The 24,411-nt window shown below is 49.7% G+C and carries 19 protein-coding genes and 4 pseudogenes; 11 read left to right on the forward strand and 12 right to left on the reverse strand.

From position 1 onward, the window contains the following. The first annotated feature begins 75 nt into the window (after nucleotides 1-75). The 4 genes from ACYJL1_RS20775 (at nucleotide 76) to ACYJL1_RS20790 (ending at nucleotide 3,587) form a co-directional block, all read left to right on the forward strand. Nucleotides 76-258, forward strand: a complete 183-nt coding sequence (locus tag ACYJL1_RS20775) for a hypothetical protein (RefSeq protein ID WP_460898998.1) — start codon at nucleotides 76-78, stop codon at nucleotides 256-258. Between the two features lie 371 nt (nucleotides 259-629). Next, nucleotides 630-989: a DUF4158 domain-containing protein gene (locus ACYJL1_RS20780; protein ID WP_460899000.1), complete on the forward strand. Its 360-nt coding sequence runs from the start codon at nucleotides 630-632 to the stop codon at nucleotides 987-989. 69 nt (nucleotides 990-1,058) lie between these two features. After that, entirely contained in the window at nucleotides 1,059-1,685 is a 627-nt protein-coding gene (locus ACYJL1_RS20785) for a hypothetical protein (protein ID WP_460899187.1), read from the forward strand. Between the two features lie 990 nt (nucleotides 1,686-2,675). Next, the gene (locus ACYJL1_RS20790) at nucleotides 2,676-3,587 is read left to right on the forward strand and encodes a nucleotidyltransferase and HEPN domain-containing protein (RefSeq protein WP_460899188.1); all 912 of its coding nucleotides are present in this window, start codon (nucleotides 2,676-2,678) and stop codon (nucleotides 3,585-3,587) included. A 446-nt stretch (nucleotides 3,588-4,033) separates the two neighbouring features. Here ACYJL1_RS20790 and ACYJL1_RS20795 read toward each other — a convergent pair. Next, nucleotides 4,034-4,785, reverse strand: a pseudogene (locus ACYJL1_RS20795) (IS5 family transposase). A 222-nt stretch (nucleotides 4,786-5,007) separates the two neighbouring features. On the opposite strand from ACYJL1_RS20795, the gene ACYJL1_RS20800 reads away from it, so the two are divergent. Further along, complete coding sequence (locus ACYJL1_RS20800; protein ID WP_460899003.1) at nucleotides 5,008-7,212, forward strand: glycosyltransferase family 2 protein; 2,205 nt, start codon at nucleotides 5,008-5,010, stop codon at nucleotides 7,210-7,212. Nucleotides 7,213-7,235: 23 nt separating this feature from the next. Here the strand turns inward: ACYJL1_RS20800 and ACYJL1_RS20805 are convergent, their stop codons facing one another. Then, nucleotides 7,236-7,973: an ABC transporter ATP-binding protein gene (locus tag ACYJL1_RS20805; RefSeq protein ID WP_460899005.1), complete on the reverse strand. Its 738-nt coding sequence runs from the start codon at nucleotides 7,971-7,973 to the stop codon at nucleotides 7,236-7,238. Beyond that, nucleotides 7,973-8,773 carry an ABC transporter permease gene (locus tag ACYJL1_RS20810; protein WP_460899008.1) on the reverse strand — a complete coding sequence of 267 codons (801 nt, stop codon included), beginning with the start codon at nucleotides 8,771-8,773 and terminating at the stop codon, nucleotides 7,973-7,975. The genes ACYJL1_RS20805 and ACYJL1_RS20810 overlap by 1 nt, the downstream gene beginning before the upstream one ends. Before the next feature lie 119 nt (nucleotides 8,774-8,892). Here ACYJL1_RS20810 and ACYJL1_RS20815 point away from each other — a divergent pair, with 119 nt between their 5' ends. Together ACYJL1_RS20815 and ACYJL1_RS20820 are read left to right on the forward strand one after the other, a co-directional pair. Beyond that, on the forward strand, nucleotides 8,893-10,203 hold the full coding sequence (locus tag ACYJL1_RS20815; protein ID WP_460899010.1) for a UDP-glucose dehydrogenase family protein: 1,311 nt from the start codon (nucleotides 8,893-8,895) through the stop codon (nucleotides 10,201-10,203). Nucleotides 10,204-10,344: 141 nt separating this feature from the next. After that, complete coding sequence (locus tag ACYJL1_RS20820) at nucleotides 10,345-11,967, forward strand: polysaccharide pyruvyl transferase family protein (RefSeq protein ID WP_460899012.1); 1,623 nt, start codon at nucleotides 10,345-10,347, stop codon at nucleotides 11,965-11,967. A gap of 160 nt (nucleotides 11,968-12,127) precedes the next feature. On the opposite strand, the gene ACYJL1_RS20825 is transcribed toward ACYJL1_RS20820, so the two are convergent. Then, on the reverse strand, nucleotides 12,128-12,787 hold the full coding sequence (locus ACYJL1_RS20825; RefSeq protein WP_460899189.1) for a glycosyltransferase family 29 protein: 660 nt from the start codon (nucleotides 12,785-12,787) through the stop codon (nucleotides 12,128-12,130). 268 nt (nucleotides 12,788-13,055) lie between these two features. On the opposite strand from ACYJL1_RS20825, the pseudogene ACYJL1_RS20830 reads away from it, so the two are divergent. Further along, nucleotides 13,056-13,175: pseudogene (locus tag ACYJL1_RS20830) on the forward strand (IS3 family transposase); the annotation flags it as partial. 179 nt (nucleotides 13,176-13,354) lie between these two features. On the opposite strand, the gene ACYJL1_RS20835 reads toward ACYJL1_RS20830, so the two are convergent. From ACYJL1_RS20835 to ACYJL1_RS20860, 6 genes are all read right to left on the reverse strand, one after another. Continuing rightward, complete coding sequence (locus ACYJL1_RS20835; protein ID WP_460899015.1) at nucleotides 13,355-13,480, reverse strand: hypothetical protein; 126 nt, start codon at nucleotides 13,478-13,480, stop codon at nucleotides 13,355-13,357. A 178-nt stretch (nucleotides 13,481-13,658) separates the two neighbouring features. Then, nucleotides 13,659-14,558 (reverse strand): polysaccharide pyruvyl transferase family protein, encoded by a 900-nt coding sequence (locus tag ACYJL1_RS20840; RefSeq protein ID WP_460899017.1) that lies wholly within the window; start codon nucleotides 14,556-14,558, stop codon nucleotides 13,659-13,661. A gap of 164 nt (nucleotides 14,559-14,722) precedes the next feature. Continuing rightward, entirely contained in the window at nucleotides 14,723-16,213 is a 1,491-nt protein-coding gene (locus ACYJL1_RS20845; protein ID WP_460899019.1) for a collagen-like triple helix repeat-containing protein, read from the reverse strand. Nucleotides 16,214-16,223: 10 nt separating this feature from the next. Then, nucleotides 16,224-17,468, reverse strand: coding sequence for an HlyD family type I secretion periplasmic adaptor subunit (locus ACYJL1_RS20850; protein ID WP_460899022.1), 1,245 nt, complete (start codon nucleotides 17,466-17,468; stop codon nucleotides 16,224-16,226). A gap of 65 nt (nucleotides 17,469-17,533) precedes the next feature. Then, a complete protein-coding gene (locus tag ACYJL1_RS20855) occupies nucleotides 17,534-19,249 on the reverse strand; it encodes a type I secretion system permease/ATPase (protein WP_460899024.1) in 1,716 nt (571 codons plus the stop codon). 201 nt (nucleotides 19,250-19,450) lie between these two features. Then, complete coding sequence (locus tag ACYJL1_RS20860) at nucleotides 19,451-19,822, reverse strand: hypothetical protein (protein WP_460899026.1); 372 nt, start codon at nucleotides 19,820-19,822, stop codon at nucleotides 19,451-19,453. 305 nt (nucleotides 19,823-20,127) lie between these two features. On the opposite strand from ACYJL1_RS20860, the pseudogene ACYJL1_RS20865 reads away from it, so the two are divergent. The 3 genes and pseudogenes from ACYJL1_RS20865 (at nucleotide 20,128) to ACYJL1_RS20875 (ending at nucleotide 23,279) form a co-directional block, all read left to right on the forward strand. Beyond that, nucleotides 20,128-21,187, forward strand: a pseudogene (locus ACYJL1_RS20865) (IS5 family transposase). Beyond that, nucleotides 21,184-21,528 (forward strand): hypothetical protein, encoded by a 345-nt coding sequence (locus tag ACYJL1_RS20870; protein WP_460899028.1) that lies wholly within the window; start codon nucleotides 21,184-21,186, stop codon nucleotides 21,526-21,528. The pseudogene ACYJL1_RS20865 and the gene ACYJL1_RS20870 overlap by 4 nt, the downstream one beginning before the upstream one ends. 647 nt (nucleotides 21,529-22,175) lie before the next feature. Next, nucleotides 22,176-23,279 carry an acyltransferase family protein gene (locus ACYJL1_RS20875; RefSeq protein ID WP_460899030.1) on the forward strand — a complete coding sequence of 368 codons (1,104 nt, stop codon included), beginning with the start codon at nucleotides 22,176-22,178 and terminating at the stop codon, nucleotides 23,277-23,279. Nucleotides 23,280-23,284: 5 nt separating this feature from the next. On the opposite strand, the pseudogene ACYJL1_RS20880 reads toward ACYJL1_RS20875, so the two are convergent. Next, a pseudogene (locus ACYJL1_RS20880) lies at nucleotides 23,285-23,464 on the reverse strand (IS3 family transposase); the annotation flags it as partial. 189 nt (nucleotides 23,465-23,653) lie between these two features. Next, nucleotides 23,654-24,397 (reverse strand): O-methyltransferase, encoded by a 744-nt coding sequence (locus ACYJL1_RS20885; RefSeq protein WP_460899033.1) that lies wholly within the window; start codon nucleotides 24,395-24,397, stop codon nucleotides 23,654-23,656. Between the last annotated feature and the right edge of the window lie 14 nt (nucleotides 24,398-24,411).

Raw genomic sequence — 24,411 nt, forward strand, 5'->3', positions numbered from 1 at the left:
GTATCAGCCACGGATTCTACTGATCCATATATTACTCACTGGGAAAGCAAGCGGCTAATTACAAGGAGGCTTCGCATGCAAAAACGCGTTGGCACTAGCAGACACGATGGAGGTCATGGGGTCAAACTCTTCGCCAAACGGCAAAAGCTTCAGCTGGCATACGTGAATTGCATTGATGAAGCTGGATTAGAATCTGATGATTGTATGAAACTCCGGCAGGAAATTGAATCAAACACCATGAAGCTAAAACTGACGTGACATAAATAATCGTTCACAGTGCGGGTGACGAAAAGTAATAAGGGTTTGCAATGAAGAAATAGAAGCCCGCACATGCTATTCCAAGTAGTAGGACGAATAGCATAGTCACGGCGAATGCTAAGCAATGCCGTGTCTTGAGCGGTTTCTGTTCAGATTCTTTGGCTGCATCGGCAAGGCCACCCATGTCGTTAGTCGAGAAGTGACAATGGCACTTTCAGATAAACCGATCTAGGTACTGGCCGATAGATTTCCACCGTATACGGCGTTGGACGCAAAACATTTGACGGCACCACTCCCAGGAACCAGTTTCGATTTACAACCCAGTGTTGGCCGATAAACTGCGCAGCAGTGTTTATCCGGAGTTCGTGTTGATGCGTTATCGTCCTTTGCTGAAAACATCCCAATGGTCGGACCTGGTGGATATTCCATCTGATGAAGAAGGGTTGATCCGGCACTTCACGTTGAGTGGTGAGGATATGGACCGTGTGCTTGTCCGGCGAGGTGAAAACAATCAGCTTGGGTTTGCCGTTCAACGCTGCCTGATGCGCTACCCAGGTCGCACTCTTGGTCCATCTGAAATCCCCCCTGCCATGCTGGGATTTGTCGCACAGCAGCTCGATCTAAATCCAGTTGTGTTCGGTGATTATGCACGCCGTGACGAAACCCGGCGCGATCATGCACACGCCATACTCAAACTGGAACGTGGACTTCAGGCACCAGCACCCGAGTGAGGTTTGTTTCCAGAAGTGGCACGTCTTGGCCACGTTGACATAGCCGTTCCGAAAACCCATCTATGCTTCGTGCCAAAGCAAGACAACAATAATATCGAGTTCCTCAAAACATGGGCCTTGCCGCCAGCAGCGACCCTCGGTTCCGCTGTCCGCGCGAAAGGAATTCTTCTTGAGATGCGCGCAAGGCTCCCTGCGTCGTCACGAAAATCGCTGATACTCGAAGGCGCGGAGCTCCTGCTGTCGATGCCCGCCAATGCCAAGACCGAATTCAAAACCGCAGCAGCCATTGTCTCCACGGCAATGAAGGATATCGAAAACCTGCCGGTGATCCCCCGTGAAATTCAGGATATTCTGGCGATCAAGCCGGGAGAAAGGCATCGTTGGCTCGCCGACGGCCGCCTCCCCAGCGCAGGGACAAGGACCGTACGGCTAGCGGGGCGCGCAAGGCAGATCACTTTCCACGTGTTTGATCCCCGGGTTGTCGAAGACCTCCTCGACAGCGGCCTGGTAGATCAGTGGCGGGAGGAAGACGTGGCAGCGGCAGCCGAAAACCGACGGCGGGCTGCCTACAAGGCGAAACTGACTCGGTCGCTGCGAAAGGGTTTGAAATCTCCAGCATCAAAAACGGCCTCCCACGAAGCGAGCGCGAAACTGGTTGGCTGGGAGGAATTCGATCGCGATGGCTTTCTGCGCTGATCTGACAATCCGGGAATTTTACCGCAAGTCGAGACCGCAGGCGGTGCATTGCCAGCCCGCGCACCCCGTCGCTAGGTGCTTTTCTGATCTATCAGACTGATTTGGGGATTGGCTTTCTGCATGGCTCAGCTGAAGTGCCGCGGTTCTGATCAAAGAGATCGATGCGAACGCTATCGCGCCCGCCAATCGTATTGCGAACCGGTTGGCTCAACCCTGTCAGCAGGTCAGAATCCCGGCAGTGCCCTGATTTCTGGCTTCACTTCAGCCTGTGTTTATTCGGGGGCATTATCCCTTTTCGCCAGTGGCTTCCTGGCGGCGAGAAGGCATCGTTTCACCAAAACGCCTGTGGCCCGGCATTGCCAATTGTGATCATCGCATTGCTCGGGGCAGCGATTTACCTTAGGCGAGCTGATCGACTACGCCTGACAGCACGGCGAAGACACAGAGGAATTGCAGAGAAATATCCGAGGTCAGCGATATGAGTAAATCGAGCTTCGAAGAGCAGATCATGCAGGGCGTATAAGTGCCTGGTCGCCAGCGCGATCAAATAGCATCCGAAAAGCACGAACCTTTCAAAGCAATAGGCGACCACGGTCTCCACAACTTTTGAAACCGTTTCGCGGCCTATCTTTATCGTCCAGCCAAGTCCAAATTCCAACAAGCCATCGGAGTGAATGAAGACAGCAATCAAACCTTGGGAGCAGCAAGCCTGATCACACATTCCCTGCGCATCAACCGTTGCATGAAGATGACGTAGATTTCAGGGAAGTACAGCGCGTTTACCTGGTGAAAGAACAGAGACGCTATATGTACTCTTCGGGACACACAGTGTTCAAAGACTGGATAAAAATTTGCTGCGTTTTGACTATGGATATGACAACTGCCCTTCGGCCAGGACTCTTGAATGCATCCTGCAAACATGGCAGACCGGTTGATGTCCGGCTCTGCCCCTGGGTATGAGAAATCTGCAAGGAGACGCGGCGCGTCATGATGAAATCCAGCATTGATCATTTGCCCGAACGCAAACAACGTGAGCTTGGCCGAATTGTCGAAATCATGCTGGAGGAGTTTGAAGATGCGTTGAAAGATTCAACGGCTGATTTCAAGAAGAAGGGCCGTATTCTCAAAACCATCCTGTTTGGCTCCTACGCCCGCAACGATTGGGTCGATGAACCGCATACCATGAAAGGCTATCGCTCGGACTACGATTTGCTGATCATTGTCAACAACCGAAAGCTCACCGACTTTGCCACCTATTGGTACAAGTTTGCCGACAGGCTTTTGCATGACAAGGGTGTCAACACGCAGGTCGGTTTCATTGTCCATTCACGCCGGGAGGTGAATACTGCGTTGCGAAAGGGCCAGTATTTTTTCTCTGATATCCGCCGCGAAGGCATTGTCCTTTACGAGCTTGATGACGAACCATTAACCGAGCCAAAGCCATTGACACCCCTCGAAGAGTACAAGGTGGCAAAGCAGCATTTTGAGGTTGCCTTTCAGCGAAGTACTGTCTTCAACAAAGGAGCTGCATTTTATCGAGAAGAGCAAGACAACAATCACGCGGCATTTTTACTCCATCAGGCTATCGAACAAGCTTACTCGACCATACTTCTTACTCTCGCAAACTACAGTCCTCCTTCCCACAACTTGAATTTCCTGCGAACGATGGCGGAAGGGCGTGACCGGCGCTTGACCGAGGCTTGGCCCCGCGACCAACAACGCTATCGCGCCTGGTTTCACGCAATCAATGAAGCCTATGTTAAGGCCCGCTATTCAGAGCACTACGAAATCGGCGAGGAAGCACTCAACTGGCTTGGCCAGCAAACTGCAACCCTGCATAAACTTGTCGAGAGTATCTGCAGAGAGCATTTGGAGCGGCTCAAACGAAGGGTCGGCGTGTGATTGTCGAAAACCCGGTGGCAGGTCAGCAAAGATAAATCGCTGTTGGGAAACAGTCGCGATATGCCGTCATGCTATGCTTGAAACCTCGAGGAGATAATCGAACTAGTCCACATTTTTGCATCATCTTTTGCAACAGCGACACGCCAGTTGATTCGGGAAACTTTATGCGGGGGATGATTAACTGCGGATCATCAACACGGCACACCGGGGGCTTGTGTGGAAACAAAGCTGAACCGTCGCCCGATCAAAATCGCTGAGATCGAAATGTCGACGCGTCACAAAGGCTTAAAAATCAACGCCTCAGATGAATAATCATCTTTTCGCTCGCGAAACCCCGTTTATGAATTTGGGTCCTGATCAAAGGGTGAGGGGAAGCGTGAAAAGTGATGGTGCGGTCGAGAGGCGTCTGCGTTTGGCATCAACATTGTTTTTATTAGGGTGCGGACTCATAACGCATTGATCCAGATACGTGCTGCGGCAAGTTTGATGGCTGCAAGGAAGTTAAGCGGGTCTTTGTCGTAACGTGTAGCGATGGCTCTGAATTGTTTGAGTTTGTTTAAGAACCGCTCCACCAAATTGCGTTGGCGATAGACCCACGGGCTGAAGGAAAAGGTGTCCTTAGGGGTTCTTTCCGCCGGAATGTTTGCCTAGGCTCCTTTAGCTTTTGCCAAAGCGCTCAACGCATCGATATCATAGGCACATTCTGCCAGCAGGATCGTTCCACGACCGATGTTGCCGTGCATCGGCTCGGCCATCTTGCTGTCATAAGCTTGGCCGGCGGTGAGCATTAGTTCGACAGGCCTGCCTTCAGCATCGACGACAGCATGTATCTTTGTAGTCAGGCCGCCGCGGGAACGTCCCATGGAGCCATCGTCAACATCCCCTTTTTTCTGTGGCAGCGTGCTGATGCACCCGGACACAGGAACTATCGATCATAAGGATCTCGCCATCGAAGGCCCCCGCAGTATATGATCCCAGACGCCTTTCTTGCGCCATCGGACAAACCGTTTGTAGCAGGTTGTGGGCGGACCATAGCGTTCAGGACCATCTGCCCAGGGCGAGTCCGTGCGAAACCGCCATAAAATCCCATTGATGATGCGCCGGTCATTAACACGCGGCACTCCCCGGGGCTTGTTGGGTAACAAAGGCTCGATGATACCCATTCAAAATCCGTAAGATCAAAGCGGCGACGCGTCATAGCAAGGCTCCCAAACGCTGCCGAACTTGAATCACAACAACGCTATTTCGGGAAGCCCCGTTTATGAGTTCGCGCCCTAATCTATTTGTACGCATTGCCCTTGCGTGGAGCAATATGTGGCACAAAAGATGCGCGATAATTAGGAAAACACTCGGGGAAGCTCGGTTGACAATTCATGATACAATGAGCATGCGGTAGGCTGGTTCGCATGGGGTTGACGTTTTGATTGAAATAATTCGTAGGGCAATAAGCGCTATCTCATCGCGCGCAAGATATAAGGCGGCCTTCACAAACAGCGTTCAGGATGGCGATGAATCACCCAAACGAGAAACGCCTGGGAAAGATTATGATTGGCGTCCAGATAGCCCCATCATTCCGGGCATTTATCGGATAACTCTAGATGATGGTTACCGACAAAAGCTGGGAAGTGAGCGCTTTTTTATCGAGAATGGGCTTGGCAATTGGGAAACTCTGTATGTTCACTTCAGCCGGGACCAGACGAATAAGAATTGCGCAGATATCGCACTAAGCCACGGAGCCAAGTTATTACGGTTTTCACCAAGGTTTTCGTTATTTGAGTGCCCCACTGGGATGCTACAGCATGTTGGGCATGTCGCTCGACGCTTCGCCCAACTCAAGCGAATTCTATTTGCAGTCTATGTTAACCGAAGTGAAATCGTGCCTATCGCAAGACATGCATTTCGTCTGATACGAAAACATGGATTTAGGGTCTTCGTACAACGGGCGCTTTATCCTCGGGGCACCTACCGCGACAATTATGAACGATGGATCGCGACGAATGAAACAGCATCGTACCCTGCCCAAGAACCCCGTGACGTTAAGTCATACGCCGATAATCAAAAACCGCTGATTACCATTCTCTTGCCTATCTTCGCCACTTCGACGAATGGCTTACAAGACACAATCAACAGCGTTCTTGGACAGGTTCACGATAACTGGGAGTTACTTATTGTATGCGCTCACTCAGTGGAGCCATCCGTTCGAGACGCCTTGGATGGATACAGCAAACGCGAAATCCGCATAAAGATTAAGTATCTTACTCAACGACCAAGTGCTGCCAATGCACGCAACATCGCTTTTAGCCTCGCCTCTGGCGCATGGTGCACGGTAATTGCCGAAAATGACCTTCTGCATCACAGCGCAATTGCCGAAATTACCTCAGCCATCTCGGATTCTCCGACAGCTGAAATCATATACAGTGACGAAGACCAAATTGATGCATCGGGCAAACGGCACGATCCATATTTCAAATCAGATTATTCCTTACTGCTCCTCCAAACTCACAATTTTCTCGGACAACTAGCGCTATATCGCTATTCAACTATCGCCGAGATCGGCGGGTGGAGAGAATTCGGCGGTAGCGAGGATTACGACCTAGCTCTTAGGATCGCAGAAAGATTGTCGCCTAAGCGCATACGCCATATACCAAAAGTTTTATATCATTCACGCGCAGAGGTTTTCTCCGCCAATGGAGAATGCGCACTCGCGGCATTAACAGCACATCGGGACAGATTAAAACTGCCAGCGAGAATTAGCCGTGCTCCGGAGACTCCGTGCTATCGCGTCCGCTACGTCATCCCGCAACCGGAACCTATGGTTAGCTTAATAATACCCACTCGGGATAAAGTAGAAATCTTGCGGACAGCTGTCGAATCCATCCTCGAAAAGACGACATACTCAAACTATGAAATAATTATTGTCGACAACGATTCAGAAGAAGTCGAAACACTTGAATACTTCGATTATCTGATACAGAGGAAAAATATCCACATACACACCTATCGCGGTCCGTTTAATTATTCTGCACTGAATAATTTTGCTGTTGCAAAATGCTCCGGCTCAATCATTGGCCTGATAAATAATGACATCGAGATAATATCACCAGATTGGCTTTCCGAGATGGTGAGTTGGGCTACCCAGCCAACTGTTGGTTGTGTTGGAGCCAAGCTGTATTATGGGGACGGAACCATCCAGCATGGCGGAATTCTTCTCGGTGTTGGGGGAATCGCCGGCCATGCGCATAAGCATTTCCCTGGTCAACATCCGGGGTATTTTTATCGATTGAAAATTCATCAAAACATGTCGGCTGTAACTGGCGCATGCTTGTTAATCCGGAAAAGCGTTTACGAAGAAGTCGGAGGATTAGACGAGACGCATCTTGCCGTGGCGTTCAATGACGTAGATTTGTGTTTAAAAACGAGGCTCGCTGGTTACGAGAATGTTTGGACGCCTTACTCAGAACTTTACCATCATGAAAGCGTGTCGCGCGGACAAGACGACAGCTTGGAAAAAAAGGCCCGTTTCAAACAAGAATCCCGATTCATGCAAGAAAAATGGAATTTTGATCGAGATCCCTATTATTCACCAAACTTGACTAGAGCAAGTGAAGACCTATCGCTCGGATAGTAATATCTCAAACAGGTTCGGTACTACTTCGAACCTGCATCGGCGAACCATTTATCGGCATCGCCAAAATAGGCCAAGCGTCCTTTTTCAAGCTCAAGAATCTTGTTGCAGGTTCGCTTTAGGAGGGCGTGGCTATGGGACGCGAGCACTATTATTCGTGCTTTCTCCGCCATGGAGTTCATTCTTGTTCGAGCTTTCTCCTGAAAGTTTGGATCGCCGGCTCCGATCCATTCATCCATAAGTAGAATTTCAGGGTCGAAACTTGTAGCTATCGAGAAAGCGAGTCGTGCGGCCATACCCTGACTATAGGCTTTAAATGGCATATCGATGAAATCGTCGAGCTCACTGAACTCTATGATTGCATCCATCCGTTCTTCAATCTGCTTCAGAGTCCAGCCGTTAATGAGCCCTCTCAGCTCAATGTTCCTGCGCCCTGACGCCTCCGGCCGAAATCCCAAGTTGATATTGAAAAGCGCGTCCACTTTACCGGTAATGTCTACTAAGCCGCTCGTAGGCTCAAATATTCCATATAGAACCTTGAGCAAGGTTGTTTTCCCTGCACCATTCGTCCCAACCAAACCTAGACGATCTCCAGATCGAAGTTCAAAACTAACATTTTCCAGCGCGATGACTTTGCGGTTTGTGCCTTCTGGCGATATCCGGCCACCAACGACTGAAGGCCGCGAAACTTGGCGTTCCAAGGTGAAACGACGCGGTAACTTGTACCACAAACTTACGTTATCGGACTTTATATGAACCATTATAGGACAAACACCACTTTCTTTCGAAATTTTCCTAGTAAAAGGCTTGCTAGTGTCCAGAAAAAAAGACCCATCAAAATGCAAAGGACGAAGGAATATACCGGAATAGAATCCGTTAGAATGGGAACGCGAACAATTTCCAAAAAGTAGGTAAATGGATTCCAATAGTACAAAGCGTGTCTTATGCCACCCGATCCATCATATGACCAAAAAACTGGGGTGAGAAACATTCCTATGCGCATCAGGTTACTCACTAAGAATTGACTATCAGGAAAGTAAGCGCCAGCAAATGCAAAGACTGTGACAACAGCAGGAGTAACTAAGATAATTAGCAAGAGTGACGCGGAAGCCCACAGCCACCCAATCGACAATCCAGTCCCACTTAAAAAGAGGATGGCTAGACACCCGACTAATGCATATCCAGCTCGCATTACTGATTGCATTGTGAGCCGCATTACATACATTGAGATGGGTAGCGTAGTTCCTTTGATAAAACTTTGTTCCCGCACAAATAGCGTCACACTTTGTGTGATTACCTCCATGATATAGAACCAAACCAAGAGTCCTATGCCAACGTGTGCCGCATAGTTGGATGTCCAACCCCGTTCGAACACAAAAATAAACGTTGCAGCAAATGATAGATAGTTGATTAAAAGCCATAGCGGCCCCAATAACGTCCGCTTATGCTGATCTCCAATATCTTCTCGCGCAAAAGCGACCCAAAGCGCACGTAGTTTTGCTGTTGCTTTAATGTCTTCTAACGCACTTTTTATTATTTTAAACATTTTGTGGTTTCGCATGTTGGCGGCTTCCTAACACAAGCATTGAGTATTGCAAAGCCATGAGAACGAATGGTATCGCATGCTTAGTCCTCGGCAACACGTCGGGTAGCAAAGCAACCTTGGAATGGAACTTTTCGATGAAGATTGCAATGATCGGGACCGGGTATGTCGGTCTGGTATCGGGAGTGTGCTTTGCCGAGTTCGGCTTTTCGGTAACATGCGTTGATAAAAACCCGGCTATCGTCAAACGATTGCAGGCGGGTGAAGTCACCATTTTTGAACCCGGCCTTGATGAACTGCTTGCGCGCAATGCGCGCGACGGTCGGCTGACATTCACGACCGAACTCGCCGAGACAGTTGCAGATGCCGACGTGATATTCGTCGCGGTCGGTACACCGTCAAGACGCGGTGATGGCGAGGCTGATCTGCAATATATTCATGCGGCGGCGGAAGAGATTGCTGCCGCCATGAAGCCGAATGCCGTGATTGTCATCAAATCGACGGTGGTTGTCGGCACCAATGCCGATGTACGTGATCGCATCGCCAAGGCGCGGCCGGGCGTGCCATTCTCGATGGTTTCCAACCCGGAATTCCTGCGTGAAGGCTCGGCGGTAGAGGACTTCCTCCGGCCCGATCGCGTTGTGGTCGGGGTGCATGATGATGCCGGTGCCGCTGCCATGAAGCGCGTTTATCGCCCGCTTTATCTGCGCGAAACGCCGATGATTGTAACGACACTGGAAAACGCCGAGATCATCAAATATGCCGCCAATGCCTTTCTGGCGATGAAAGTGACTTTCATCAACGAAGTGGCGGACCTTTGCGAGAAGAGTGGCGGTAATGTGCAGGACGTTGCGCGTGCCATTGGCATGGATAATCGCATTGGTTCGAAGTTCCTGCATGCCGGTCCGGGGTTCGGTGGTTCGTGTTTCCCCAAGGATACACGAGCTTACGCTGCAACCGGACGCAAGATGAATGCACCTCAGACGCTGATTGAACAGGTTGTTACAGTCAATGAGCAGCGCAAGCGTTCGATGGCTGAACGGATTGTGGCAGCCGCAAACAAGAGCGGTGCCAAGACTATTGCTGTTCTCGGCATCGCATTCAAACCAAATACGGATGATATCCGTGAGTCTCCGGCCTTGGACATTATTCCAGCCCTACAGAATGCAGGCCTGACTGTGCGGGCGCATGACCCGGAAGCGCGTAGCGCTGCCGAACCGGTACTGCCGGGCGTTATCTGGTGCACCTCTGCTTATGAGGCCATTGAAGGTGCCGGCATCACCGTATTGCTGACTGAATGGAATGCCTATCGCTCGCTCGATCTGAAAAAGGTTTCAGAACTGATGAGCGGCAATATTCTGTTTGATCTGCGTAATGTCTTCAACCAACAAGAACTCGTAGGCGCAGGACTCGAATATCACTCAGTCGGTAGACCGCTCATTGGGTAGGGTCTTGTGAAAAGTCAAAACCCCACTACTTCTCAGACGCAGTTTATGTCACCAAGTGGCCACTCAATCGCCGTAGAAATCGCCGAAAAGGTTGCATTGTTACTCCAGTTTTACAATTAAATCAGTAAACGAAAGCCAAAAATGGTTCATGATCGCACGATGAGAATTGCTCATCTCGGAACTTTTGATGTGGAGAACTATGGGGATCTTTTATTTCCAGTTATCGCACGTAGAAGATTGAGCCAGTACTTCCCCCAATTAGTCGTTGACTTTGTTTCCCCTGCAGGAGGTCCATCTGTTTGGAGTGACACGGTCGCTAGCCTTTCATACGACGACTTTTCTGCCAAAATGGATAGCTATGATGGATTTCTTATTGGCGGGGGCAATATAATCCGACTTAATCCAACTGATCTCGAAGCCTATAAGAATGGTCTTACCCCTCTTTTGGGATATTCCAATTTATGGGCTGGTATTTCGGAAGAGAACGATTTTCGCCGCCCGATATGCTGGAACGCACCAGGAGTGCCTGCAACCTTTCCTTCAATGTTAAAAACCCCTCTTACTAGTTGCCTGAATCTCACCGATTATTTGTCGGTTAGGGATGAGCCCAGCCATCAGATTTTGAAAGAGCTGGTGCCCGGCAGAGATGTGACGATTGTACCGGATACAGCGTGGGACATAGACGAACTATGGACCAAGGGTGAACTTGATACTGAATACAAAAAAACTTTCTCCGAACGGTCTACACCCGAGCGCTCGATAGCAGTTCATGCCAATTCAAGATATGTTAGCGGACTGACGCCAGAGACCTTGGCAAACCATCTAGATCGCATTTCTGAAAGGCTGAACGCGACAGTCATTCTTATCGCAATTGGCCCTTGTCATGGTGACGACAACTTTGCAAACGTCATTGGCAAGTTTATGCAATCTCACCCGCTCATCATTGATCAACCAGCTAGTTTGTTGCAAGTGGCAGCATGCATATCGAGATCTATGGGTTATGTCGGATCTTCGATGCACGGATTTATAACAGCTTCCGCATTTAAGAAGCCTGCAGTCATTGTGGCCGCTAAATCCATGAATAAATTTACTGGTCTACTTGAGAGCATCGAGGGGCCTCAATTGCTTCACCAGTCATGGATCAACGCTCTGGAGCATTTTTCGGACATCATCCTATCGGGACAGCAACAATTTTTGAGCAACTCTTCAAAGACTGCATTGGATAAACATTGGTCCACCATTGCTGACTTATTCAGCAAAGAAGCAAGTACTAGATCTTTTCCAGATGGGCGGAATGAGAAAAAACTCCGGCCATCAGCAAAACCTCGCTCAGTTCGATTTAAAGAGAGTATTTTAGAACTCCGTGCTAAGGAGTTACTTGGCCAACAGAGAAAAGCAAGTCAGAAAATTGCAGAATTGCAGGCAGGCCACGATGAAGATTTTCAAAAAATGGAACATTTAATTGCAGATCAAAAGCGCCAATTGGAGGAGCTGCAGATACTTAGAAATAATGAAATCATCAATAGTTCCAAACAGATTTCAGAGCTGAAAACTTTGATTGTAAACACGGAAAGCAGCATGCGCGCTACTCAGCAAGCTTATGCAGCAGAGCAGTCAAAGTCTACTATGCGTATCCGACACTTAGAAACGGAACTTCACATAAAACGCCAAAAGATAGACGATATGCTTGCATCTACATCATGGCGCATTACAGCTCCCATCCGGAAGGTCAAGAGTCTCTGGAACAAGCCGCCTTCCAAATGACTGAGCTCACAAGCTTTCATCCCGCTCCAAAGGCGGGTATATCGACTTGAAAGTTTGATCATAAACGTTTTACCTTCAGATGGCACGATAAATTGGCATCCCTAATATGGCATGAGAACGCTAAAATCTGATACCAAATGGAGTTTGGAGATGGGCTACGCTAATGGGCATTTGCTTGGAGATCTACAACTGCAATAGTTGACTTTAATTTTTGCGCCACTCGATCGGAAGCCCATCCAACATCCGACCCTACCGTTACATTTGCTCTAAGCGAATTAATAATATCAATAAATATCTTTGCTTCCTCGACAGGCTGGTGAGCAGCAAGCCCCGAAGGTACCTCATTAGTCCAATAATGGTAGTTGGCGCTTGGCAGAAACATCGTAAATCCTAAAATAGACAGGTCGCGTGGCCTCAAAAGGTTGTCAAGCAAGGACAATGAATAAGTCCCTGTGGTGAGTGACAAATTAGAACGCGGACGCGAGATCATCTTTAAATCGGGCGTATAAGAGAACAATACGGGCAGCGAGCCTATCCATTGCGCAAATATCTGTTTTTCACCCCGGCGCGTCTGAGGATTGAGTATCAGCACAACCTTTGGATGGCTTGTGCCGTCCAAAATTTGCCTCGTTCTCTTTTCTGCGTAAGGGTTACTGATCAGTATGTCCGTGCGATGTCCGACATCTGTCTCGTGGCCCAACAAGGCACACTCATTAAATCGCACTACAACGTCATGTGAATCTATCCATTCGCCCCTGCCACTACCTCTGAGGCTCGGTGCATTGCCAACTATTGCTATACGTTGGCCTTCTGGAAACATCGAAATTAGATCAAATGGAGTTATCAGATTCAATGACGCTGATCGAGCAGCGGTATGATCTATAACATTATTTCGGCCCTTAAGTAGCCTATGTAAAAATTCCTTGGCTGACAAAGCTCAATCCTTCTCATTCGCCGAATTTCTCGAATCTTTTGGCATTGCTGTCAATCGACATACTTTTTAGCCTCACCTAGGACAACTGATCCTAGCCCTTTACCGGTTTTATAGGCGCTGGGTCGGGTGTTCTGTATGAAACTGAAAAGTATAAATGCAACGACGAAAGTTCAGCCGCGAGCACAAGCTTGAAGCGATGAAGCTAATGAAAGAGCGTGGCGTTGCCGTTGCGCAGCTGCTGGCCTATCTCCTTGTAAAGGCGAAGGTTCGCCGCGGACTCACCGCGGCAAGACGTGTAGCCATGATGCATCCATAACCGAACTTTAGCAATTGGACAGGTGCGCAACATGGCCTTGTCCAGCGCCGGATCCTCAACGATCCGTTCAGCTTGGCATCTCTTCCTCAAGCGGCTGTAGCCGCCGCATCTCCCACGGCACTAGACCCACATATTTCTTACGCCAATCGTAAAATTGTTGCGTCGAAAATTCTCGCCCTGTGACAGACTTCTGCCGCTGCCGCGCCATCTTCTACCTGCTTCAGAATGAAAGCGATCCGCACCTTGTGAGCTTCGTTTTTCATTCGAATTCTCCTCAGCCCGTCATCGGGGCATTATTGGAAAATTTCAGTTGAGAATGGCTAGTTGAAATGAGCAGGTCAACTAGATGATCTTACGCTGGTCGTGGCAAGTTATAGCCGATTTAGGCAAGTGGAGCATTTATGGGTTGGCGCAATCGACAGTATTTTCTCCGTAACCCAATCAATGCCTTAGGGCACTCTCCACCCCGGCACGAACAACTTCAAAAAGCGACGATCGTAAGGGTGTTATGTCAACAGGCGCGGGGGCCCAATCAATTTCGGATAGAGTTGCTGGCGTATGTATTCTGGTCAACTTTTCAATTGTACTGAAGCGAACATTATTACTCTCCCTGCAAATAATGACAGGGATGCCAAAAGCCATACAGGGCGTTGCAACGTGATGAAGTGAAGTCAGAACCAACGTGGCTTCATTGCAATACTTGGAAAAAAGCGCTGCCTCATATTGCTCGGCCGCTTCGATCATTGAATCCGTCATGGGGAACTTGTTCTGATGCATACGATGATAAACTAGCTCCGCATTCTCAGCCAGATGATCCGGGATCCATTTAAAGGAAGAAATGGGCAGACGGCCAGCTCCTCTCCCATAAACTATTAAAAGTTTCTTGTTTTCTGGCTCCTGATTTCGCCGTGGCAAGGTAAGTGTAACACATCCTGTGGTGTACGCTTTAATTCCGAATTTTTGAACCGCAGATGTGGTCCAATCATCTCTGCAGCCAATTGGCTCATGCTTTCTTAAAAATGCCGCTTGTTCCGAGATCACTTCTTCAGCCGCATGAAACCCGATAAATATTGGTTTGATGCTGTCTGGTATCGGAAACGACGATCTAAAGAATACTCCGTTCATGATCAAAATGACATCGTCTCCGTGATAATGCGGGAGAAGCTCTCTATTGATCGACACCATTTGCTCATCGCTAAATCCAAGGTGCCTGTATAGATTCCGGATCGCTATGGATTGAGCATTATCGCCAAGATTGGTGTCGTAGTAGCCGTTTTTCTTCAAGTTTTCACTAAAACTCGTAATTGTATTATACCCAAATGTAAGAACACCAAACTTCATAGGGCCTCCATAACTTCGACGACAGCATCCATTGGCCATAACTATCACACTAGCAATAGTAGTGAAGCTGAAAGTTATTGGAACAGCCCCTTAAGCTATGCCGAATATAAGTGAGGTACTCTGTATGAGATGTAGCCTATTTTTACTGTTACCATGCTCCTTTATCAACCCTCCCAGGTCAGGCCGTGCATAGTTGTGCCGTGGTGATTGGACAAGTCAACTGGATCGTTCGGAACGAAAATGGATTGTCCCAGAAACGAGAGCGTGGGAGTAAGAACTCCAAAAAGCTCGTCTGAGAAGTTCAGTAGCCCTGTTGCCGCGTCAAGCATATTTGTTGGCGCGGATGCAGATCCTCCCAGAAGTCCTCCAACTACCTCTCCTGCGCCAGTGAGGGCGCCGCCAACAGAATCCAAGGCATTGTCTATTGTAGAGCCAACATCCGTCAGGGATTCCTTGCCATCGCCACCAAGCAAATTGCTGACAGTTCCTCCGGCACCGGAAACGGCACCCGCTACAGTATCTACAGCCTCGATAATCGTTGAGCCAGCATCGGACAGAGTATCTTTGCTATCTCCACCAATCAAGCCGTTGACAATCCCTCCAATACTGGAAGTCACGTCAGCAACCGTATCGACAACATTGCCTACGGTATGGACAACTCCTTCCTTCACGTCACCTAACAGATTAGGAACAATATCGCCAACACTAGAAACGACGCCCCCAACTGTATTAAGGACGTTATCGACAATCCCTCCAACACCTGAAATGACGTTGCTGACTGTATCCAATACAGAATCTACAGTGGAGCCTACGCCAGCCAGAACGCCTTTTCCATCACCGCCCAGGAGGTTCTCGACAATCCCGCCAACACCTGAAATGACGTTGCCGACTGTATCTAATACGGAGCCCACGGTGGAGCCTACGCCAGCTAGAACGCCTTTTCCATCACCATCCAGGAGGTTCTCGACCAGTCCACCAACGCCGTCTACCACATCACCTACTGTACCCAAGACGCCATCAGCCGCCGAATCGACATCTTGTGATATGCCGTTGTCACTGGGTGCTGACACTGCTGGAAATTGCAAACCATCAACATGGGATTGCGGATCGTGGTTGATACCTTCAACAGTGTTAACCTGTAACAACGTGAGGTGTTCGCTTGTGTGATCTAAAGAAGCCTCGTGGGAGATTTTTGAGGACGACATTGCAATGTTGTCCTGTACTGTAGCGGGAGCCCCATTTGCGTCTTGATGGACTTTGTAATCCGCGACCTGTTCTCCGGGCAATCCCAGACCGACGGCTACCTCACCGCCGCTCTTTGCCGCGGGCGAAATAGCATCGGAACTGGAAGTGTGCAGTCCCTCGTGGATTTGCGTGCTTGAGGTAGCGATATAATCGATACTCGAGGAAGGGTCACCTGATGCCACTATATCATCTGCACTAGTATGCCCAACCGAACTTTCATGAATGGCTTTGGCTGCGGCCTCGGTTCTGTCCTGATCGAGAAGTGTAACCGCAAGACCAATTGAGCCAGCAGCGAGTGCAAACGCTGCATTCTCACTCGACCGCGACGCTGACTTACCAGGATTGGACTCGGCCTTAGATTTACTGGCCAGCCTGCCCTGCCCACCAAATTTTCCTGTTATGTTAGCCATGTGACCACCCTCACTGTTCCCGAAATGCATGCCCGATTTCATCAAGAAGCGGGCCGAAGAGATAGCTCGCGAGCGTACGCGAGCGGGTTGCTATAACGACTTCAACCGGCATCCCAGCCTGCAACTTTATGTTTGAATTTTGAAGATCGCTCTGGTTCAATTCTACCCGCAAAGCAAAATAGCTTGCGCCGGATTGCGTATCAGTAATCTTATCAGCTGACACACTGATCACCGTTCCGCCAATGTGCGGACGATCGTTGCGCGGAATACCTGTCAGCTTAACGTCAGCGTCTAGGCCAGGTTTAATTTCATTGATGTCTGAGAGCGGCAACCGAGCTTCAACGATGAAGGGGCTGTCGTCCGGTACAATGTCCATCAATCTTGCGCCCGCCTGAACCACTCCGCCCTCGGTAAAAACGGTCAGCCCAACAATAGAACCACTCATCGGCGCCTTAATCACGGTCCTTTTCATGACATCATTGGCAGCATCAAGTTTCGGGCCCGCCTCTGCCAATGCGCTTTGTACCTTTCGAATCTGTTCCGTGATTTCGCTAATGCGCTCACGTTCCAATCTTGCGACTGCAAGCTCAGCTCCATCGATCTCCTGTTTAGACGTAGCAGTTTCCGCTATACGGGAGCCTTTGTTGGCCAGTAGTTCGGCGCTACTCCGCTCCAACGCAAGTACTCGTGTCATTGGCGTAAATCCGGAAACCTGGAGCTCCTTAGCTCCTTTCAGTTCCCTGTCCAGCAATTCGCCCTGTTTTGTCAGCCCTTCAACCTGTGCGTCCAAGCCGAAAATTTTCTCTTTAAGCTGCGAAACCTTGGATGAAAGCATAGCCTTTTCGGCTAAGTACTGTTGCCTCCTTGCAAGCATTACGGCACGCTCATTGGCAATCGCATTCGCCAGGCCTTCGCGGTTTTCATGCTCGGCGAATGCATCAAGACATTCTGTACCAACGCCATCGCGCTCACATAGCAACCGGGCCTCCTCGGCCAGAAGGGCTACAAAAGTTGCTTTCGTCACATCCAGCTTCGCTCTTGTGTCCGTATCATCAAGTTCAATTAAGGGCTGTCCGCGTTCAACATGCTGGCTTTCTGTGATAAGAAGTCGTGAAACCACGCCGCCGTATGGATGCTGCACCGATTGTCGTTGTGATTGTACTTGCAGGCTGCCCTCCGCTATCGCTGCCGTAGACAGTGGCGCAAGATATCCCCAGAAGACGAACAGCAATATGAAGACCAGAATTGCCGCCAAACCCCATAAAGCCGGTGCAAATGCATCCTCGTATGCAGAATGATCTTTGACGCTGAAGACGGCCATCACTGCGCCTCCGACAACAGTACCGGTGCGCCAAGAATGTCAGGGGCGCCGTATTTTTCGATTTTACCGGAGCTGAGGACCATGACGGTGTCCACAACACTCAAAACGGTCGGCTGATGAGTAACTACAACAATTGCCGTGCCTTGCGCCTTCATGACAATCAAGGCTTCACTCAATGCCTTCTCTCCCTCAATGTCCAAATGTGCATTAGGTTCGTCGAGAACAAGTAGTTTGGGCCGGCCGAGCAATGCTCTTGCCAGACCGAGGCGTTGACGTTGCCCTCCAGATAGACCAAGTCCGCTGGGCCCAAGCATGGTGTCATACTGCTTCGGCAGACCCAGTATCATCTGATGAATCCCCGCAAGTGTCGCAGCCTCAATCACCTGCGCCACAGAGGCATCGCTAAATCGAGAAATGTTTTCCCGTACCGTGCCGGCAAAAAGTCCCACATCTTGAGGCAAATATCCAGTTATGCGGCCGAACTCGTCAGTATCCCAGTGGGCATAATTTAGACCGCCAAATGAAATTTCCCCGGAAGCCGGTTGTAGTGCCCCAATTAACAGTTTGGCCAGCGTGCTTTTTCCAGAGCCGCTTGAACCGATTATTCCGAGGACCTCTCCCTCTTCTATCTTGAACGTAAGATTATTGATAACCGGCTTTTGCCTGCCTGAGATATAGTAGGACAGTTCGTTGACTTCCAAAGCAACTTGGCTAATTGGCACGACTGTCTTCAGATCAGGACTAGGATTCTCTTTCAAAATTTCGCGCACCCGACGATAACCGTTGCGTGCAGCCGCCGTTTGTTTCCAAGCAACTACGGATTGTTCCACTGGAACGAGCGCCCTTCCCATGACGATGCTGGCGGCGAAAATGGTTGCCGGTTGGATGGCGTGATCGATAGCCAGCCAAGCACCGGCTCCCAACATCAATGATTGGAGCAAAAGGCGGGCGAATCTAATGGTTGCCGAAATAACCGAGTTCCTGTCACTGGCAAACGCTTGCTGTAACAACATCTTGGTTCGACTGCCTTGCCAATGGCGCTCTACAGATGACTGCATTCCCATGGCTCGAATGACATCGGCATGCTGCATGACATTCTCGGTGAAGATAAAGGACCGCCGTGCAGCCGTCTGAGCTGTATCCATTGGCTTTCTGGTGGCGAACTCGTTGACGAAAGCGAGACCTAACAGCAGAACAGCGCCAATCGTCGCTACCAAACCAAGGATCGGGTGAATAAGATAAAGAAGGCCGAGATAAAGCGGTATCCACGGAAGATCAAACGCAAAATAAACTCCGGGACCCGTAACGAAAGTTCGAAAATCGTCAAGATCACGAAGTGGCTGCGCACCCAATGAATGCCCCTGCCTAGACGACCTTTGGACGAGAGCTGAGAACAGCCGACCTGCCAGTTTCTGGTCAAGGACAATGCCGCATCGAATGAGCATCTGCGAGCGTGCAGCATCCAAGATGGCCATCAGCAATAGTGCGCCAGCGAGTATCAGCGTCAGCAACACAAGTGTCGCAAGGCTTTCACTGACCAAAACGCGGTTATAAACCTGCATAAGGTAGAGCGGCGAGCTAAGATAAAGAAGATTGATAGCGCTTGAAAAACCACCCACGACAATGAAGTGCATGCGGAGCGATTTTAGGGCTTTATCGACTTCGTTCTCTGCTGTCTTCTCGACCGGCAGAGCCATCGCCGTCATGTCTGTCATATGTAGATCACCGTAAGGTTAGCAACAATATTGGACCCTTATTACCGGGACGGAAAATGAGCCTTCACTTTATCTTCGTCGGAAGGCAGCGCAGCTATATTTGCGTGCTTTAGCTCCGCTGTGATTATCCTTTGAGACCCCGCCAAACCTGAGCTGGCGGGGTAAATGCGCTACTGCGAGGACAGTACCGGCAGGCTTGAATTAGCCAAGAAGGCCCCCATCGATGCCATCTAGCAAGCCGCCGCTTGTTCCTAAAAGGCCATCAGCGGTGCCAAGTACATTGCCCAGAAGGCCTTCGACTCCCAGCCCATAGCCATCGGCAAGATTTTCTACGATACCGCCGTGACCAATGACGTCGGCATAAATGTCGCCAATCGCACCAGTGACGTCGCCGGTCTGTATTCCATTGATAAGATCGTCGGTAATACCGTTGTTGCCAACGATGTTACCGGTCAATGTCCCGCCGTGCAGCGATCCAGGCGCTACCGCATCCAATACGTCTTTCACGGCATTGTTTGCTCCCGAGAGAACAGGAGCAATACCACCGAACAAACTTCCCAATCCACCTAACATTATGAACCTCCGATCATGTGTTGAACCTCGCTCTTCACGAGTGAGGCGAGAATATGGCTAATGCAGCCATAAATATAATTACGCCCATAATATTAGCTTTTGCAATACAAATAAGTAGATATCATTTTTATAATTAATCAATTCAGGGTAGTTAAAATTTTATTATTATTATACCATTGTACAAAATACGAATTTATCAGACATATTGCGACAGACACTACAGGCTCTAACAGGCCGTTGAAAAAGGCCTAGCCTGTGCGCTCTAGTCGTGATTCATTGTCTCTGTCGAGATTTGGAGTTGATGGATGCGCGGCGGCGACGTGAGATCTGGTAACCTCTTTAGCTATGTCGATCTTGAGGATCGTGTTCGCAGCGATCATCCGCTGCGGACAATCCGGCAGATTGTGAATGACGCGCTCGTTTTGCTGGAACGGGCCCTCTATCCCGCCTGAGAAGCTGTTGCGCGCTATGCTATTGCAAGCCTTTTACTCGATCCGTTCTGAGCGGCTTTTGATGGAGCGTTTAGAATATGACCTTCTGTTCCGTTGGTTCGTCGGCATCGGGATCGATGATGGTGCCTGGAACCATTCGGTGTTCTCAAAGAACCGCGACCGATTGCTCGAGGGCGACGTCGCTGCGAAGTTTCTCGGCGCAATCCTGTCGCAGCCCAAGATAAAGCGGCTGCTGTCAACGGACCACTTCTCTGTCGACGGCACACTGATCCAAGCCTGGGCGTCAATGAAGAGCTTCAAGCCGAAGGATGGCTCGGGCGATCCTCCAGCGGATGGCGGCGGGCGGAATGCAGAAGCAGACTTCCATGATGAACGGCGCTCCAACGATACGCATGCATCGACCACCGACCCGGAAGCACGGCTCTACAAGAAGGGCAAAGGCAAAGAGGCGAAGTTGTGCTTCATGGGGCACGGGCTAATGGAAAACCGCCATGGCCTGCTGGTCGATGCCTGTCTGACGGATGCGAGCGGACATGCTGAAAGGGTCGCTGCATTGCATATGATCGAGCCGCTCGCCGACCGGCCGCGGTCCCTCACGTTGGGTGCCGATAAGGCCTATGACACCCATGACTTCGTCAATGAATTGCGTTCGATGAGGGTGACGCCGCATGTGGCTCAGAATGCCAAGGGTCGCCGCTCGGCGATCGACGGGCGCACGACGCGCCACTCAGGTTATGGGGTCAGTTTGCGCATCCGCAAGCGGATCGAAGAGGCCTTCGGCTGGATCAAGACGGTGGCTGGGCAGGAGAAGACGAAATTGCGCGGTCGCGACCGCGTCGGATGGGCATTCACCTTTGCGGCCGCCGCTTATAATTTGGTGCGGCTGCCGAAACTGTTGGCTGTGCCATCATGAACGCCGCCTCCAACTGTCGCCTGATCGGCCGCTGGCGGATCGTCGAGGCCGATCTTTGGGATCGAGACTATCTCGATCTGGTCCAGCCTGCCGCGATCGATATCGGGGCGAATGGCCATGGCGAGATAGCTTTCGGTGCAATGCAAGCCACGCTCGATCTCGGCTACAGCCAGTCCACCATATCATTCACATGGTTCGGATTTGACGAAATGGACGAAGTATCGGGCGACGGTCATGCTGAATTAACCGACGATGGCGCAATCGAAATCGCGTTCGCTTATCACAATGGCGACGAAGCTATCCTCAAGGCCAAACCTGAGACTTCTTCAACAGCCTGCTAGAAAGCTGAAGTTTTATGAACTGTGACCTTCCTTCAGCTTTTTTTAATTCTGAGGTCGCTCACTTTTGGATTGAAGTGTTTAGGTCCGCGATGGAGGTTGCGGGGCGGAACCATTTCGACCGCACGCCACCGCCTCACGTCGCGGGTTGATGGCCTGACGGTCTCGGCAGGTGTCATCCAGCCGAGACCTCAGTGCGTGCAGTAACCAACATGACCGAGTGAAACACTGCTGCATCAGGCGCTCCAGTCTGCCCCATGGTGGCGTCATGCTTGTACGGCTCCCGGTGCGATTCAGGCCGTGAGAGGCTTCATTTGACTGATCATTAATACATTCATACTGTCATACTTCGCTCGCCATTTGTATAACGAGACCGTGCCCACCTAGCACAGGATCGCAACGATTTGGGACTCGCCAAATCTCCTCGACCATACCGCTGATAAAAATTCTACTTTGAACAAATTAGTTCACGGGGGGTTGCCACGTCTTCGCGATGCGATACAGCAAGTCTACCCTTAGTTTCATGGCAATTTCCTCGCTGTGGGTTAGCGGTGTACGAAGTGCAGGGAGATTCCGATGTAAAACCCGTGGATTTTACGTCAGAGATCAGTTAGAGACGGCCCGAGTGAGACAACCCCGATGGAAGCTCTGTGACATTAACCTTGGACAAACCAATCGCAGCGGCGCCGACAAACTCTTTATTGACATACAGCGCCAATATACAGAGGCTGCGAGGGATCGCTGCCCTTGCGGTGGTCCTCTATCACACCGCTCACTACTTCAATGTGGTCTCTGGCGTTGGTGGATATCTCAGGATATTTCCCGAAATCTACGGTCTTTTTGGCGTAGCGATCTTCTTCGCTATATCGGGATACCTTATGGCTGAACTAATACATAGGCAGCCGCCCGGAGAGTTCTTAATACGCCGGATTGTTCGCATCTACCCGACATTAATAGTTGCAACCGCAATCGCACTTTCATTCAGGTCGGCAGCTTATCTGGATACTTGGCAGTTCCGGAGCGTTACCATGGTGCCAATCGGACCTACGACATATACGCTCGCAGTTGAGTGGACCTTGATAAGCGAAGTGTTCTTTTACGGGCTACTGTTTATTATTGCGATAGCCGGTCTTAAGCGCTTCATCCCTACTCTGGCCGTCATCTGGACCGTTCTGATAATATGTAACGCCCTGTTTGCATCCAGCTTTATATCTATAGGAAAAGCGTATATTGCTGACGTTCCTCTGATGCTTGCCAATGCTGGCTTTTCATCAGGCCTACTGATCCCTGAATTAATCCGGCGTTATAATAACAAAACTATTTACTTCTGTTTGTTCGCTGTATCCGTAGTGGCGTGCCTGTATATCCTACCAACTAACTTCATCCGCGTCACCGCTGGGTTGGGTTCTGCCTGTTTGGTTGCTGCATTATTAAATGTTCGCATCAATTTGCCACGTCACCTTGACCATTTCCTAGAAAACCTCGGTGATTGGAGCTATTCGCTCTATTTAATCCATGTGACCGTTATACTAGAGCTGCTCAAAGCACGCCCGCCCGAGATATCGCACTACATTCTGTTTCCCATTGCGGTGATAGCAGCTATCGCAGCATCTGCGATCTTGGGTCGGCTCGATATATACATGCACAATAAATCGAAAGCGCTTTTTAGACCCGATCGCTCGGTTGTTTGGATAGTAACATCATGCTCGTTCATAGTAATCTACATATCTATCGCCTTATTAGCATATTTCTGATGATATTGGATCTCTATCTTCAGGCCGATATCGCTGCGGGTGCGGATCAACAGGATCCACATCCAGGCGTTTAGCAGCGTTTTCGTAGTAGGTTGACGGGCAATCGGTACCAGCCCGCAGCTCGGCCCGAAACATCTCGCGGTGATCATCGTTTGAAGAAGTGGGTGAGCTCCGCCATTACGAAATATGATGATACTCCAGCCCTCGGGATGGGTTTCGGCTTCGTGATCCAGCACCACACGAACAGCTCAATCACGGACTTCAAGTGAAAACTTGTTCGTTGTCTTGCTCATATTGGCTCTCTAATCTCTCATAAGTTTGAATCTCCGGCAAACCCGGTTGCAGCGCGTCCCTGCACTCGATAGAGTCACAAATCATTTAACTTTTCTAAATACCCCACAGCAGCCATACGTCCCAATAAAGTCGAAAAACAATGGATCAAGCCCATCTTCTATACCAGCTATAACTCCATATTCCTCAGGGCTTTCACCAATGCCTCGTCGGCCACTATTCCTACTATCGGCATAATCATGAAATACACAAAATGAACCAACGGTTAGAAGTTCATTCACACGCCTACAAGCGCTTGCCACATGTTCATAAGCATGCGAGTGATCCACAAACGCCATTCCAAAGCGCCTCCCCTCTTCAAAGAGGTGAAGGCAAGTGGCATTTGCATCACCCACTCTGAATTCCACTTGGTCCACCACATTTTCGCGCCGTAGATTATCTTTGGATACTTGTGAAAGTTCCGAGGAAAGCTCCATCGTCAGCACCTTTGCGTCGCGGCCTGACGCAATAATCGACTTCGCAAGTATATAAGCAGACAAGCCTCTATTTGTTCCAAACTCTAAAATGTCACCGTGAGCAAAGTACCCGAGTTCATACAATTTCAGCGCATCTTGTTTTCGGAGCCAGCCGGGCACCCCAATGTCGATGATACTTCCGTTCATCTTACAATTACCGAGATACTCGTGAAAGTTATTAATGTACGATCCGGCGAATTGATAATTGGGAAGATAGCTGGTGACGACTTGCGTGGATCCAACTTTCACAATTCTATCGCTATGATAAAATGTCGGTTCCGAATCTGGTCTTTTGGACAAACTATCTTTCACTGTATCCCCCCGAG

The organism is Phyllobacterium sp. K27, assembly GCF_054796155.1.